Source organism: Streptomyces sp. SCSIO ZS0520, assembly GCF_025643355.1.
GTDB classification, from domain to species: domain Bacteria; phylum Actinomycetota; class Actinomycetes; order Streptomycetales; family Streptomycetaceae; genus Streptomyces; species Streptomyces physcomitrii.
On record NZ_CP092644.1, the window covers coordinates 1,596,206 to 1,610,953 of the forward strand.

Consider the following 14,748-nt stretch of genomic DNA (forward strand, 5'->3'; position numbering starts at 1 on the left):
CCCCTGGCCGTACGCGGGGTGAAATGGCAGGATCGCCCGCATGTTCCCGGCACTCCCCCGCGGCTCGCGCGGCCGCCTCCTGCTCGGCGCGGCCGCCTTCCTCGTGGTGGCCGCGCTGCTCGGCTGGTGGCTGGCGCCCGAGGGCGAGGACTCGCCGGGTGGTGCGGTCAGCTTCAGCACGGGGGTGGCCTCGGGCGTCTACGAGCGGTACGGGCAGCTGCTCGACGCGGCCCTGGCCGAGGACATGCCGGACCTGCGGGTCGACATGGAGCCGAGCGAGGGCTCCCAGCAGAACGTGCGGCGGGTGGCGACCGGCCAGGCCGATTTCACCATCGCCGCCGCCGACGCGGTGGAGAAGTACCGGGCGGACGACGGCCCGGGCGCCTCCCGGCTGCGCGCTCTGGCCCGGCTCTACGACGACTACGTCCAGCTGGTGGTGCCGCGCTCCTCGGAGGTCAGGGCCGCGGCCGACCTGCGGGGCAAGCGGGTCGCGGTCGGCCAGGTCGGCTCGGGGGTGCGGCTGATCGCGGACCGGGTGCTCGGCGCCGCGGGCCTGGACCCGGCGAAGGACATCAGGCCCTCGCCGCTGGCGATCACCACCATGCCGAGCGCCCTGGAGAAGGGCGAGATCGACGCCTTCTTCTGGTCCGGCGGGCTGCCCACCAACGCGGTGAAGGCCCTCTCGGAGCGCTTCGAGATCCGCTTCGTACCGCTCGGCGACCTGGTGGACGAACTGCACGCGCAGGGCGGCGCCTCCCGCTACTACCGGGGCTCGGTGATGCCCGCCGACGCCTATCCGGCCGCCCAGCAGGGCGTCGCCGTCTCCACCCTCGCGGTGGCGAACCTCCTTGTCACCACCGACCGCAGCGATCCGGCGCTGACCCAGGGCATGACCCGTACGGTGATCGACAGCCGGGACCACATCGGCTCGGTGGTGCACGCGGCGCAGCTGGTGGACCTGCGGACCGCCCCGTACACCGATCCGCTGGCCCTGCACGAGGGGGCCCGGCGCTACTACCGCTCGGTCAAGCCCTGAGCCCCTGCTCGGGTGCCGGCTCCCGCTCGGCGGGCGGCGGCGGGGCGGTGCTCTCGCGGGGTTCCAGGTGCGGCAGTTCGGCCTGGACGCTGCGTGCCGGGCCGCCGTCGAGCCGGTCGAGGAGTTCCCTGACCGCGAGGCGCCCGAAGGCCGTGGTGTCGCGGACCAGCGCGGTCAGCCTCGGATGGGTGACCCGGCACAGCGCCGAGTCGTCCCAGGCGACCACGGACAGCTCGGCGGGCAGGGCGACGCCGCGTTCGGCGGCGGCGCTGACGCCCGCGACGGCCATCACGTCGTTGTCGTAGATGATCGCGGTCGGCGGCTCGGCCGCGTCGAGGAGCCTGCGGGTGGCCGCGGCGCCCTCGGCGTCGGAGTAGTCGGTGGTGACCGAGCGGACCCCGCTCAGGCCGAGCGCGGCGGCCTCGGCGCGCAGCGAGGCGATGCGGCGCTCGGTGTGCGCGAGTCCGGGCAGGCCCGCGACATGGACGATGCGGCGGTGGCCGAGCCCGTGCAGATGGGCGAGGACGGAGGCCATCGCGGCGCTGTCGTCGGCCCAGACCGTGGAGAGCGAACCGGCGTCCTCGCCCGGGGCGGGCGCGCCGACCAGGACCGCGGGCAGGCCGAGCGAGTCGAGCAGCGCGGGGCGCGGGTCCTGGGCGCGCGGGTCCACGACCAGGACGCCGTCCACCCGTCTCTCGGCCCACCAGCGCCGCAGCAGCTCGCACTCGGCGGCGGTGTCCTCGACGACCTGGAAGAGCAGGGCGATCTTCCGGGCGGCCAGCACCTCCTGGACGCCGGAGACCAGTTGCAGGAAGAAGGATTCGACGCCGAGGGTGTGCGCGGGCCGCGCGAGGACCAGGCCGAGGGCGCCGGAGCGCTCCCCGGACAGGGCGCGGGCGGCGCTGTTGGGCTGCCAGCCGAGGTCGGCGGCGACCCGGTGGACCCGCTCGCGGGTGGTCTGCGAGACGCCGGGGCGCCCGTTGAGCGCGAAGGACACGGCGCTCTCGGAGACGCCCGCCCGGCGCGCGATGTCCTTGATGGTGGGGCGGCGCGCGGGAGTTGCCCGGGCTCCGTCGCCGGCCGGCGCTGTCATCTCGTGGGCTCCTCGGAGGTACGTCGCGGCGGTACGCGGTGGCAGGGTGCTCCGTCGGTGACCGTACGCGACACGGTCGCCGCCGGGTGCGCGGACGGTCGCGCCCGCGGGGGCCCGCCCTCCTCGCCGAACGCCTTCCAGGGTAATTGGCTAAACCGCATTACCTCCCCGCAGGTTTACCCCGGCCCGAAGTGCGCTGTCAACGCCGCCGGAGGGTGCGGCGGGCTCCCGGGGCGCCGTTCTCACCTGCACGGAGAGCACGTATCGGCGCCCTCGCGGCAAGCCCCGTACGGCATCCGGGGATTGCCGGGAACCGGCCCCGGGATGAATCCGGTATCGCCGGTCTATTGACATCTACTAAATCGCATTACTAGCGTCTGCGGCGCCACCCCAACCTGCGCGGGGAATCCGGCTCTTCACCCTGAAGATCATCGGTTTTCTCGGAATTCCCGGGCCGCGGGGAGATCTGGCCGCCGCGCTCGCCGCAGAGCCCCCGACAAGCCGAGGGGTCCGCGGCGGGAGGCCGCCGCACCACATTCCTCAGATGTTCCGGTCCGAGCAGGGAGCCGCCCCATGCGTATGTCCACTCGCGCCGCCACAGCCGCCGCTGTGGCCCTCGGCAGCGCACTCGTCCTCACGGCCTGCGGGTCCTCCGACTCGGGCGGCGGGTCCGACAGCGCCGACGGCAAGATCGAGGGCACCGTCGACTTCCAGACCTGGAACCTGAAGACCAACTTCAAGGACTACTTCCAGGGCCTCATCGCCGACTTCGAGAAGAAGCACCCCGGCACCGAGGTCAACTGGATCGACCAGCCCGCCGAGAACTACGCCAACAAGCTCAGCGCGGACGCGGCGGCGGGCGACCTGCCCGACGTGGTCAATGTGGCGCCCGACCTCGTCTACCCGCTGGCCAAGGCGGGCCTGGCGATGAACCTGGAGGAGGCCGCCGGGAAGTACAAGGGGGAGTACCTCCCCGGTGCCTGGAAGAGCCACGAACTCCCGGGCATGGACGGGGTGTACGCCTTCCCCTGGTATCTGAACACCGGCCCGATGTTCTACAACAAGAAGCTCTTCGCGGACGCCGGACTCGACCCCGAGAAGCCCCCGAAGACGTACGGCCAGCTCTTCGACTCCGGCATCGACATGGCGAAGCGGAGCAAGGGCAAGATCGCCATGCTCGCCAACATCCCCGCCGTGGAGGACTTCGGCCGCTACGGGGTGGAGCTGATGGACGAGCAGGGCGCGCAGTTCACCTTCAACGAGCCCAAGGGCGTCGAACTGGTCACCGAGTACAAGAAGTTGTACGACGCGAAGGCGCTGGACTCGCAGGCGCTGACCAACCAGGCGGAGGGCGCGGGCCGCAAGTTCCAGCAGCAGTCCATCGCGATGAACCCGGGCGGCGCGCTCGACCTGCAGAAGTACAAGAAGGAGGCGCCGAGCCTCTACAAGAACATCGGCATCACGCCCGCGGTGAACAACACCGGCAAGGACAACATGTACGTCCAGGGCCTGATGGTGAACAAGCAGAGCAAGGTCAAGCCCGCCGCGGTGGCCTTCGCGCACTTCGTGACGAACGCGAAGAACCAGATGGACTTCGCGCACGAGGTCACCGTCTTCCCCTCCACCGAGGGCAGCCTGGACGACCCCTTCTTCACCGAGGAGGACGGCACCGACGAGGGCCGGGTGAAGATCGCCGCCGCGAAGGCGATCAAGACGGCCGTCAACTACACGCCCGCGGTCTTCAGCGAGCAGATGAAGGTCGCGCTGCGCAATGAGGTCGCCAAGGCGATGCAGGGCAAGAAGAGCCCGAAGCAGGCGCTGGACGACGCGGTGGCCGAGTGCAACCGGCTGCTGAAGACGGCATGAGCCCCGCATCCGCGACCGGCCGGGCCGCCGCCCGACCCGCCGAGGCGCCCCCGCGCAAGGAGGCCCCGGCGGGCGGGCGCCCGGCCGGGGAGGGCCGCCGCCGGCGCATCCGCACCCAACTGCCCAGCACCCCCTGGCTGTTCCTCGGCCCCGGACTGCTGATCGTCGCCGGCTTCAGCCTCTACCCCTTCGTCTCCACGGTGGTCGACTCCTTCACCGACCGGCGCACGCTCATCGGCGGCCAGTACGTCGGCGGGGCCAACTACCAGGAGCTGATCCACGACGAGATGTTCTGGACCGGGCTGCGCAACAGCCTGCTCTACATGGTCGGCGTGGTGCCGCTCCTGGTGGTCCTGCCGCTGCTGCTCGCCCTGCTGGTGGCCCGGCAGATGCCCGGGATCGCCTTCTTCCGCTCCGCCTTCTACACGCCCGTGGTCGCCTCGGTGGTGGTGGTCGGACTGATCTGGGTCTGGCTGCTGGACGACCGGGGACTGGTCAACTCGGTGGTCACCGGCCTCGGTTTCGACCGGATCCCCTTCCTCAGCGACTCCGCGCTGCTGCTCGTCTCGGCGATGCTGGTCACGGTCTGGAAGGGCCTCGGCTACTACATGATCATCTACCTGGCCGCGCTGGCGAACGTGCCGCGCGAACTGCACGAGGCGGCCTCGGTGGACGGCGCCGGAGCGATCCGCCGCTTCTTCACGGTCACCGTGCCCGCGGTGCGCTCCACCATGGTCCTGGTCGGCGCGCTCTCCTCGGTCAACGCCTTCAAGGTCTTCTCCGAGGTCTATCTGATGGCGGGCCCCTCCGGCGGGCCCGGCGGCGACGACACCACCCTCGTGATGCTGATCCAGCGGACCGGCACCGGGCTCAGCGGCCGGGTCGGCTACGCCTCGGCGATCTCCGTCGTGGTCTTCGTGATCACGCTCGGCCTGATGCTGCTCGTGCTGCGCGCGAACCGCAAGGAGGACGCATGAGCACCACCGCCCCCGGCACCCCCGCCCGCGCGGAGCGCCGCCGCGCACGCCGGGCCGCCCGCCTCGCCGAGAGCGGCGGCCGACGGATGCCGCTGTGGCAGCTGGTACTGCGCTACCTGCTGCTGCTCGCCGTACTCGCCCTGATGATCGGCCCCTTCCTGTGGCAGCTGTCCACCTCGCTGAAGGGCCCCACCGAGGACATCTACAGCAAGACCCCGCAGCTGATCCCGGCCGACCCCACCTTCGACAACTATGCCAAGGTCGCCGACCTGATCCCGGTGTGGGACTTCGCCCTGAACTCGCTGAAGGTCGCCGTCACCAACGTCCTCACCAACTGCGCCGGCGCCGCGCTCGCCGGATACGCCCTGGCCCGGCTGCGCTTCAAGGGCCGCAAGGTCGCCCTGGTGGCCTTCGTGATGGCGATGCTGGTGCCGGTGGAGTCGATCATCATCGCCCAGTTCATGACGATGCGGGAGCTCCAGCTCAACAACACCCTGATCGGGGTGGTGCTGCCCGGCTGCATCGGCGCGATGAACGTCCTGCTGATGCGCAACGCCTTCGCCAACCTGCCCTACGAGGTGGAGGAGGCCGCCTACGTCGACGGGGCGAGCGCCTGGCAGCGCTTCCTGTACATCGCGCTGCCCTCGGTCAAGGGCACCCTCGCCGTCGTCGCGATCTTCGCCTTCATGGGCGCCTGGGACGACTTCCTGTGGCCGCTGATCGTCCTCAGCGACCAGCAGAAGTTCACCCTGACCATCGGCCTGGACTATCTGCACGGCGCCTTCGCGGACAACCAGCGGCTGGTCGCCGCCGGGACGATCATCGCGGTGGCCCCGCTGATCGTGCTCTTCGCCTGCCTGCAGCGCTACTTCTTCCGCGGCGTCGGCGAGGGCGCCGTCAAGGGCTGAGCCGCCCCCGCCCGACCGCCGCGCCGCCCGGCCCCGCCCCCTGCCCACCCGCTCCACCGCGCGAGGACCCCACATGCCCGACGCCGCCCGCACCCTGCGCTTCGGCGCCAACTACACCCCCACCAAGGGGTGGTTCCACCACTGGCTCGACTTCGACCTCGACGAGGTGCGCGCCGACCTGGACTCGATCGCCGCCCTCGGCCTGGACCACGTACGCGTCTTCCCGCTCTGGCCGCTGTTCCAGCCCAACCGCGCGCTCATCCGGCCGCGCGCCGTGGAGCAGCTGGTGCAGCTCGCCGACGCCGCCGCCGAACGCGGACTGGACGTCAACGTCGACGGGCTCCAGGGCCATCTGTCCAGCTTCGACTTCCTGCCCGCCTGGACGCAGACCTGGCACCGCCGCAACCTCTTCACCGACCCGGACGTGACCGGCGCCCAGGAGGAGTATCTGCGCACCCTGGCCGCCGCCCTCGCCGAGCGGCCCAACTTCCTCGGCATGACGGTCGGCAACGAGATCAACCAGTTCTCCGACGGGCCGCACCCCGACCCCGACCGCATCAGCCACCTGGAGGCCGAGTCCTGGCTGCGCCGGATGCTGGCGGCCTGCGAGAAGGGCGCCCCCGGGCGGCTGCACCTGCACGCCGAGTACGACGCCGCCTGGTACCAGGACGGCCACCCCTTCACCCCCGCGCAGGCCGCCCGCATCGGCGGGGCGACCGCCGTGCACTCCTGGGTGTTCAACGGCACCGCCCAGCGCCACGGACCCGGCGGCACGGCCACCGAGCAGCACGCCGCCTACCTCATCGAGCTGGCCCGCGCCTGGCACCTGGACCCGCACCGGCCGCTGTGGCTCCAGGAGGTCGGCGCCCCGCAGCCGCACATCCCGGCCTCCGGCGCCGCGCACTTCACCGAGGCGACCATCGACAACGCCCTGGACTGCACGGACCTGTGGGGCGTGACCTGGTGGTGCTCGCACGACGTGGACCGGGAGCTGGCCGACTTCCCGCTCCTGGAGTACAGCCTCGGACTGCTCACCAACGACCGGGCCGTCAAGCCCGCCGGAGCCGCCATCGCCCGGATCGCCGAGCGGTGGCGCGGCACCGCCCACACCCCGGCGCCCCGCACCACCGCGCTCGTCCTGGATGTCGGCGACCCGGTGGCCGCCCCGCACCGGGCCGGCTGCGCGCCCGGCGGCGCCTTCTTCGAGGCCTGGGCGCGGCTGGCCGCCGAGGGGGTGCGGCCCGCCGTCGTCCTGGCCCCGCTCGCCGAGGACGCCGCGCATCTCAGTGCCCGGGGCCTGACCGAGGTGGTCCGCCCGGAGCAGGTCGGCTGAGGCCCGGCCGACCGGAGGCGCGCCACCCGTTTCGAACCGTCCGCGGTGGGTGAGTTGTACAGCGCGCCCTCTCACCGCCCCGCCGGGCCCGCCCGGCGGCACCCGCAGCCGCCACCACACAGAATCACGGAGTGCCCATGCATGACGACCGCGGTCTGATCGAGGCCCGCCTGAACCGCGTACTCAAGGAGCGGATCCGCCCCGCCGTCTACTCGCGCTCGGTTCCGCTGACCGTCGAGGCGTGGGTCGCCCCGGGCGAACCGGTCCCGGTGGCCGAGGGGCTTGCCGCCGCCCACACCCCGGTCGCGGTCGGCGACGCCTGGGGCGCGCCCTGGGCCACCACCTGGTTCAAGGTGACCGGCACCGTCCCGAAGGAGTGGGCGGGCAGCACCGTGGAGGCCGTACTCGACCTCGGCTTCGACGAGAAGATGCCCGGCTTCCAGTGCGAGGCCCTGGTCTACACACCCACCGGGGAGCCGGTGAAGGGGCTCAACCCGCGCAACCAGTGGGTGCGGGTGGGCGCGCCGGTCTCCGGCGGCGAGCAGGTGGAATGGCACCTGGAGGCCGCCTCCAACCCGGTCATCCTGGACTACCACCCCTTCGTGCCGACCCCGCTCGGCGACAAGGACACCGCGGGCAGCGAACCCCAGTACCGCCTCGCGCGGATGGACCTCGCCGTCCTGGAGACCGAGGTCTGGGAGCTGGTCGTCGACCTGGAGGTCGCCGGTGAGCTGATGCACGAACTCCCCCTGGACAGCGGGCGCCGCCACGAGCTGCTGCGCGCCATCAGCCGCGCCCTGGACCTGGTGGACCTCCAGGACGTGCCCTCCTCGGCGGCCGCCGCCCGCGCCCAGCTGCAGGAGGTGCTCTCCTCCCCCGCCGACGCCTCCGCGCACCGCATCAGCGCGGTCGGCCACGCGCACATCGACTCGGCCTGGCTGTGGCCGCTGCGCGAGACCGTCCGCAAGGTCGCCCGTACCGCCTCGAACATGACCTCGCTCCTGGAGGACGAGCCGGAGTTCGTCTTCGCGATGTCCCAGGCGCAGCAGTTCGCCTGGATCAAGGAGCACCGGCCCGAGGTCTACGCCAAGGTCAAGAAGGCCGTCGCCGAGGGCAGGTTCGTGCCCGCGGGCGGGATGTGGGTGGAGTCGGACACCAATATGCCCGGCTCGGAGGCGATGGCCCGGCAGTTCGTGCACGGCCGCCGCTTCTTCCTGGAGGAGTTCGGCGTCGAGAACGACGAGGCCTGGCTGCCGGACACCTTCGGCTTCGCCGCGGGGCTCCCGCAGATCATCAAGGCGGCCGGGGCGAAGTGGCTGCTCACCCAGAAGATCTCCTGGTCGCAGATCAACAAGTTCCCGCACCACACCTTCCAGTGGGAGGGCATCGACGGCACCCGGATCTTCACCCACTTCCCGCCCGTCGACACCTACAACTGCTCGATGCAGGGCAGCGAGATCGCGCACGCCGCGCGCAACTTCAAGGACAAGGGCAAGGCCCGCCACTCCCTCGCGCCGACCGGCTGGGGCGACGGCGGCGGCGGCACCACCCGCGAGATGATCGCCAAGTCCCGCCGCCTGGCCTCCCTGGAGGGCTCCGCGACCGTCGAGTGGGAGGCCCCGGCCGCCTTCTTCGCCAAGGCCGAGGCCGAGTACCCGGAGCCCCCGGTGTGGGTGGGCGAGCTGTACCTGGAGCTGCACCGGGCCACCCTCACCAGCCAGGCCAAGACCAAGCAGGGCAACCGGCGCAGCGAGCACCTGCTGCGCGAGGCCGAGCTGTGGGCGGCGACCGCGGCCGTGCGCACCGGCTTCACCTACCCGTACGAGGACCTGGACCGGATCTGGAAGACGGTGCTGCTGCACCAGTTCCACGACATCCTGCCCGGCTCCTCCATCGCCTGGGTGCACCGCGAGGCCCGGGCCACCTACCGGAAGGTCGCCGAGGAGCTCGACGCGATCGTCGACGCCGCGCAGCGGGTGCTCGCCGGTGACGCCGCGGCCGGCACCGAGCTGGTCTTCAACGCCGCCCCGCACACCCGCTCCGGCGTCGGCGCGGGCGGCGCGGGCCCGCTGGCCGCAGCACCGGGGCAGGTCACCGCGAGCCCCCGCGAAGGCGGCGGGCACGTCCTGGACAACGGACTGCTGCGGGTGGGCATCGACGCCCGCGGACTGATCGTCTCCGTGTACGACATCGCCGCCGCCCGGGAGACCGTGGCCCCCGGCAAGGCCGCGAACCTGCTCCAGATCCACCCGGACTTCCCGAACATGTGGGACGCCTGGGACGTGGACGAGTTCTACCGCAATGTCGTCACCGACCTCACCGAGGCCGAGTCGGTCACCCTCACCGAGGAGCCCGGCGCGGCGGCGGTGCGCGTGGAGCGCGCCTTCGGCGACTCGCGGGTGAGCCAGGTGCTGCGGCTCGCCGCGGGCAGCAAGCGCCTGGACATCGACACCGAGGTCGACTGGCACGAGACGGAGAAGTTCCTCAAGTCCGCCTTCCCGCTCGACCTGCACGCCGACCGGTACGCCGCCGAGACCCAGTTCGGCCACCTGTACCGGCCCACCCACACCAACACCAGCTGGGAGGCGGCCAAGTTCGAGGCCTGCCAGCACCGCTTCGTGCACCTGGAGGAGCCCGGCTGGGGCGTCGCCCTGGTCAACGACTCCACCTACGGGCACGACGTGACCCGCACCGTGCGCCCCGAGGACTCCGGCACCACCACCACGGTCCGCGTCTCCCTGCTGCGCGCGCCCCGCTTCCCCGACCCGGAGACCGACCAGGGCGTGCACCGCTTCCGGCACGCCCTGGTGCCCGGCGCCACGGTCACCGACGCGGTGCGCGAGGGCTACGGCATCAACCTGCCCGAGCGCCGGGTCACCGGCGAGGCGGAGGTCGCGCCGCTGGCGGTGAGCGAGAACGAGGCCATCGTGGTCAGCGCGGTCAAGCTGGCCGACGACGGCTCCGGCGATGTGGTCGTCCGCGTCTACGAGGCCGCGGGCGGCCGGGCCACCGGCACCCTGCGCCTCGGCTTCGGGGCCGCCTCCGCGGTCGCCACCGACCTCCTGGAGCGCCCGCTCGCCGAGGCCCCCGCGTACCCGGTCCAGGACGGCGGCGTCGCGCTCTCGCTGCGCCCCTTCCAGCTGGTCACGCTGCGGCTGGCGCGGCAGGGCTGAGCGGGGGCGGCCGAGGGGTCACCGCTTCGGGCACGTCGGCCGCGCCGGGGGTTTCCTGGCGCGGCCGACGTGCGTCCTGGGTGCGTACGGGCGGGGTGCGCCCGGGACGTGCTGTGCCGAGGGCGGGGCACGTCGGTGCACTGCGAACGGCGTGGGGGGACTCCGGCGCGGGAGCCGTGCCGTGTACCGCGTACCGCCCCGTCAGCTCCCCGGCCCGCTGCGCGGGAGGCTGACGGTGACCTCCAGGCCCGAGGGCTCGCGGCGGGCGAAGGAGAGCGAGCCGCCGCCCGCGGCGAGCAGGGCCCGGGTGATCGACAGGCCGAGGCCCGAGCCCTTGATGTTCTGGTGCCTGCCGCTGCGCCAGAACCGGCCGCCGATACGGGCGAGTTCGTCCTCGGTCAGGCCCGGCCCCTCGTCCGCCACCACGATCGTGGACGTGTCCTGCTCCCCGGCGACCGCGACGGTGACCCCGCCGCCCTCGGGCGTGAACTTCACCGCGTTGTCGATGACGGCGTCCAGGGCGCTGGAGAGGGTCACCGGGTCCGCCCAGGCGGTGACCGCCGGGCAGTTGCCGCTGAGCGTCACGCCCTTGGCCTCGGCGGCGGCCCGCCAGGACTCGACGCGCTCGGCGGCCAGTTCGCCGATGTCGGTGAGCCGCAGATCGGCCGGGGCGTGCTCGGCGAGCGCGAGGTCGAGCAGATCGTCGAGGACCTGGGCGAGCCGCTTGCCCTCGGCGCGCACCGAGGCGATCTCCTCATTGCCCTCCGGGAGTTCGAGGGCGAGCAGCTCGATCCGCAGCAGCAGCGCGGAGAGCGGATTGCGCAGCTGGTGCGAGGCGTCCGCGACGAAGGCCCGCTGCTGCTCCAGGACCTCCTCGACATTGCCCGCCATCTCGTTGAAGGAGCGCGCCAGGCGCCGCAGTTCGGGCGGGCCCCCGGCCTCGGCGACCCGCGACTTCAGCCGCCCGGTCGCGATGTCGTGGGTGGTCGCGTCGAGGACCCGTACCGGCCGCAGCACCCAGCCCGTCAGGCGCAGCGCCGCGCCCACCGCGAGCAGCATCGCCGCGGCCTCGCCCGCGCAGATCAGCAGCCAGGCGCGCAGGGTCTTGGCGCGCATCTCCCCGGTCGGCGAGTCGGTCATCACCACCGCGACCACATCGCCGTCGCGCACCACCGGGGAGGCCACGATGAGCCGCCCGCCGCGCTGCCAGGGCCACACCTGCGCCGGGTCGTGGCCGGGCCGCGAGAGCAGCGCCTCCCGGAAGGCCTCCCGCGCCTCGCCCTCGCCGGGCAGGTACCAGAACTCGGGGGCGTGGGCCATCGCCTCGTCGTCGCGGTAGAAGACGCCGGCCCGGATCCCGTAGACCTCGTAGTAGCGGGAGAGCTCCTTCTGCAGGGTCTCCTGCCGCTCGTCCTTGGTGGTCAGCCGGGAGCCCCCGGACCGCTTGGTGACGTACTGGGCGAGGGAGGCGAAGCGGGCGGTGTCGTCGATGCGGTCGACGACCACCTCCTGCTGCCGGGCCGCCGCCACGCTCACCGCGAGCGGGAAGCCCAGGGCGAGCAGCACACCCGCCATGAGCACGATGAGCAGCGGGAGAAGACGTGACCGCACCCGCGGCCCTACCCGGCCGGCGCGACGAGCCGGTAGCCGACCCCGCGCACCGTCTCGATCAGCGCGGGCATCCGCAGCTTGGAGCGCAGCGAGGCCACATGCACCTCCAGGGTGCGCCCGGTGCCCTCCCAACTGGTGCGCCAGACCTCGCTGATGATCTGCTCGCGCCGGAAGACCACCCCGGGCCGCTGCGCGAGCAGGGCGAGCAGGTCGAACTCCTTGCGGGTCAGCTGCACCGCGTCGCCGCCGACGCAGACCTGCCGGGTGGGCAGCTCGATGTGCACACTGCCGAGGGTGAGCACCTCCTCGGCGGCGGCCCCCTCGCTCTCCTCGGAGACATGGCGGCGGCTGACGGCGTGGATACGGGCGAGGAGTTCCCCGGTGTCGTAGGGCTTGACCACGTAGTCGTCGGCGCCGAGGTTGAGCCCGTGGATCCGGGAGCGGACGTCGGCCCGCGCGGTCACCATGATCACGGGGGTGCCGGTGCGCTTGCGGATCTTCCCGCAGACCTCGAAGCCGTCCTGGTCGGGCAGCCCGAGGTCGAGCAGCACCACGCCGAAGGGCGGCACCATGCCGTCGGGGTCGGGCAGCAGGGCCCGCAGGGCCTCCTCACCGCTGCGCGCGTGGACGACCTGGAAGCCGTGCCGGGCGAGCACCGCCGAGAGCGCCGCCGCCACATGGTCGTCGTCCTCGACGAGCAGCAGTCTCACCTGTCCCCCTTCACCTGGCTTTCGCCTGGCTTCACCTGCGGGCCGCACCGAAACGCACCGCCCGCGCCCGCCTGCGAGCCCCCGATGTCGCCCGTTCGAGGTAATCCCCCCGGCCGTCGGAGCACATTTGGGTGCTCATCAGAGCAATCCATCCCCATCGCGGGCGCCCCGTCAAGGGAAGTCCCCGCGGCCCCGGCATCCGTTATCCAGCCGGTACGCGCCGCCGCGGCCGCGCTCACACCCGGTGCCCGCCCGAGGCCGGATCGTTATGCTCAATTCTCCCTCAGATGTAATGACGCTGCTCCGGCGGCGTCACTAAGGTCCTCGCAACCGAGGAGGACGGAGCAAGTAGCGGATGACCCACGTATCGGTGGCCAAGGACAGTGTTCCCGCGGCCGACGAACTGGTGGTGCTGAGCAGCGTCAACAAGCACTTCGGTGCGCTGCACGTCCTCCAGGACATCGACCTGACGATCACCCGGGGCGAGGTGCTGGTCGTCATCGGGCCCTCGGGTTCCGGCAAGTCGACGCTGTGCCGCACGATCAACCGCCTGGAGACGATCGACTCCGGCTCGATCACCATCGACGGCAAGGCACTGCCCGCGGAGGGCAAGGCCCTCGCCCGGCTGCGCGCCGACGTCGGCATGGTCTTCCAGTCGTTCAACCTCTTCGCGCACAAGACCGTCCTGGAGAACGTCACGCTCGGCCAGCTCAAGGTCCGGCGCACGGACAAGAAGGCGGCCGAGAAGAAGGCCCGCGAACTGCTCGACCGGGTCGGCGTCGCCTCGCAGGCGGACAAGTACCCGGCGCAGCTCTCCGGCGGCCAGCAGCAGCGCGTGGCGATCGCCCGCGCACTGGCCATGGGCCCCAAGGTGATGCTCTTCGACGAGCCCACCTCGGCCCTGGACCCCGAGATGATCAACGAGGTCCTGGAGGTCATGCAGCAGCTCGCCAGGGACGGCATGACGATGGTCGTGGTGACCCACGAGATGGGCTTCGCCCGCTCGGCCGCCAACCGCGTCGTGTTCATGGCGGACGGCCGGATCGTGGAAGAGGCCACCCCGGACCAGTTCTTCAGCAACCCGCGCAGTGACCGGGCGAAGGACTTCCTCTCCAAGATCCTGCACCACTGAGGCGTGGCGCGTTCCGCGCGCCCCCTCCCGCTCGGCTTTCCTTGCCTCCACGCCACGAGGCGCCGAATCAAAGGATGTTCACCATGAAGCTCCGCAAGGTCACCGTCGCCGCCGCCACCGTGCTCGCCCTGACCGGCACCGCCACGGCCTGTTCCAACGACAAGGGCTCCGACGAGGGCAAGATCACCGTCGGTATCAAGTACGACCAGCCCGGCATGGGCCAGAAGACGCCGGGCGGCGACTTCGCCGGTTTCGACGTGGATGTCGCCACCTACATCGCCGAGCAGCTCGGCTACAAGAAGGGCGACATCACCTTCAAGGAGACCAAGACCCCCGACCGTGAGAACGCGCTCAAGAACGGCGACGTGAAGTTCATCGTCGGCACCTACTCGATCACCCCCGAGCGCGACGCCCAGGTCGACTTCGCCGGACCGTACTTCCTGGCCCACCAGGACCTGCTGGTGCGCTCCGACTCCGACGTGAACAAGGGCACCGACCTCAACGGCAAGACGCTGTGCTCGGTCTCCGGTTCGACCTCGGCGCAGAACGTGCAGAAGAAGATCGCCCCCAAGGCCCAGCTCAAGCGCTACAACACGTACTCCGAGTGCGTGTCCGGCCTCAACAGCGGCGCCGTGGACGCGATGACCACCGACGACTCGATCCTCGCCGGGTACGCCGCGCAGAAGCAGAACAAGGGCAAGTTCAAGCTGCTCGGCCTCAAGCTCAGCAACGAGAACTACGGCGTCGGCGTCAAGTCGGGCGACAAGGCCACCAAGGAAAAGATCAACAAGGCCATCGAGAAGATGGTCTCCTCCGGCGCCTGGGAGAAGGCCGTCAAGGCCAACCTCGGCCCGGCCGACTACGAGAACGAGCCGGCCCCGAAGATCGGCGAGATCAAGAAGTAAGTCC

General features: G+C 71.7%; 11 protein-coding genes. 8 read left to right on the top strand and 3 right to left on the bottom strand.

Annotated features, from left to right (window positions below; genetic code table 11):
- The first annotated feature begins 40 nt into the window (after window positions 1–40).
- The gene (locus tag MID12_RS05320) at window positions 41–1,036 is read left to right on the top strand and encodes a TAXI family TRAP transporter solute-binding subunit (protein ID WP_040247511.1); all 996 of its coding nucleotides are present in this window, start codon (window positions 41–43) and stop codon (window positions 1,034–1,036) included.
- Here the strand turns inward: MID12_RS05320 and MID12_RS05325 are convergent.
- On the bottom strand, window positions 1,026–2,129 hold the full coding sequence (locus tag MID12_RS05325) for a LacI family DNA-binding transcriptional regulator (RefSeq protein ID WP_263165167.1): 1,104 nt from the start codon (window positions 2,127–2,129) through the stop codon (window positions 1,026–1,028). The genes MID12_RS05320 and MID12_RS05325 overlap by 11 nt on opposite strands.
- Window positions 2,130–2,702: 573 nt before the next feature.
- Here MID12_RS05325 and MID12_RS05330 point away from each other — a divergent pair.
- The 5 genes from MID12_RS05330 to MID12_RS05350 all read left to right on the top strand — a co-directional run bounded on the left by MID12_RS05330 (window position 2,703) and on the right by MID12_RS05350 (window position 10,386).
- Window positions 2,703–3,995, top strand: coding sequence for an ABC transporter substrate-binding protein (locus tag MID12_RS05330; protein ID WP_263165168.1), 1,293 nt, complete (start codon window positions 2,703–2,705; stop codon window positions 3,993–3,995).
- Window positions 3,992–4,972 (top strand): carbohydrate ABC transporter permease, encoded by a 981-nt coding sequence (locus MID12_RS05335; protein ID WP_263165170.1) that lies wholly within the window; start codon window positions 3,992–3,994, stop codon window positions 4,970–4,972. The genes MID12_RS05330 and MID12_RS05335 overlap by 4 nt, the downstream gene beginning before the upstream one ends.
- On the top strand, window positions 4,969–5,880 hold the full coding sequence (locus MID12_RS05340; protein WP_040247521.1) for a carbohydrate ABC transporter permease: 912 nt from the start codon (window positions 4,969–4,971) through the stop codon (window positions 5,878–5,880). Before MID12_RS05335 ends, MID12_RS05340 begins: the two co-directional genes overlap by 4 nt.
- 73 nt (window positions 5,881–5,953) lie before the next feature.
- Window positions 5,954–7,213 carry a glycoside hydrolase 5 family protein gene (locus MID12_RS05345; RefSeq protein ID WP_040247524.1) on the top strand — a complete coding sequence of 420 codons (1,260 nt, stop codon included), beginning with the start codon at window positions 5,954–5,956 and terminating at the stop codon, window positions 7,211–7,213.
- 137 nt (window positions 7,214–7,350) lie between these two features.
- On the top strand, window positions 7,351–10,386 hold the full coding sequence (locus MID12_RS05350; RefSeq protein ID WP_263165172.1) for an alpha-mannosidase: 3,036 nt from the start codon (window positions 7,351–7,353) through the stop codon (window positions 10,384–10,386).
- A 201-nt stretch (window positions 10,387–10,587) separates the two neighbouring features.
- Here the strand turns inward: MID12_RS05350 and MID12_RS05355 are convergent, their stop codons facing one another.
- Window positions 10,588–11,997: a sensor histidine kinase gene (locus MID12_RS05355; RefSeq protein ID WP_040247529.1), complete on the bottom strand. Its 1,410-nt coding sequence runs from the start codon at window positions 11,995–11,997 to the stop codon at window positions 10,588–10,590.
- An 8-nt stretch (window positions 11,998–12,005) separates the two neighbouring features.
- Window positions 12,006–12,707: a response regulator transcription factor gene (locus tag MID12_RS05360; protein ID WP_040247531.1), complete on the bottom strand. Its 702-nt coding sequence runs from the start codon at window positions 12,705–12,707 to the stop codon at window positions 12,006–12,008.
- 355 nt (window positions 12,708–13,062) lie between these two features.
- Between MID12_RS05360 and MID12_RS05365 the strand changes: the two genes are divergently transcribed.
- Both MID12_RS05365 and MID12_RS05370 read left to right on the top strand, forming a co-directional pair.
- Window positions 13,063–13,839 carry an amino acid ABC transporter ATP-binding protein gene (locus MID12_RS05365; protein WP_040247534.1) on the top strand — a complete coding sequence of 259 codons (777 nt, stop codon included), beginning with the start codon at window positions 13,063–13,065 and terminating at the stop codon, window positions 13,837–13,839.
- Between the two features lie 83 nt (window positions 13,840–13,922).
- A complete protein-coding gene (locus MID12_RS05370) occupies window positions 13,923–14,744 on the top strand; it encodes a glutamate ABC transporter substrate-binding protein (protein ID WP_186095422.1) in 822 nt (273 codons plus the stop codon).
- Window positions 14,745–14,748: the final 4 nt, after the last annotated feature.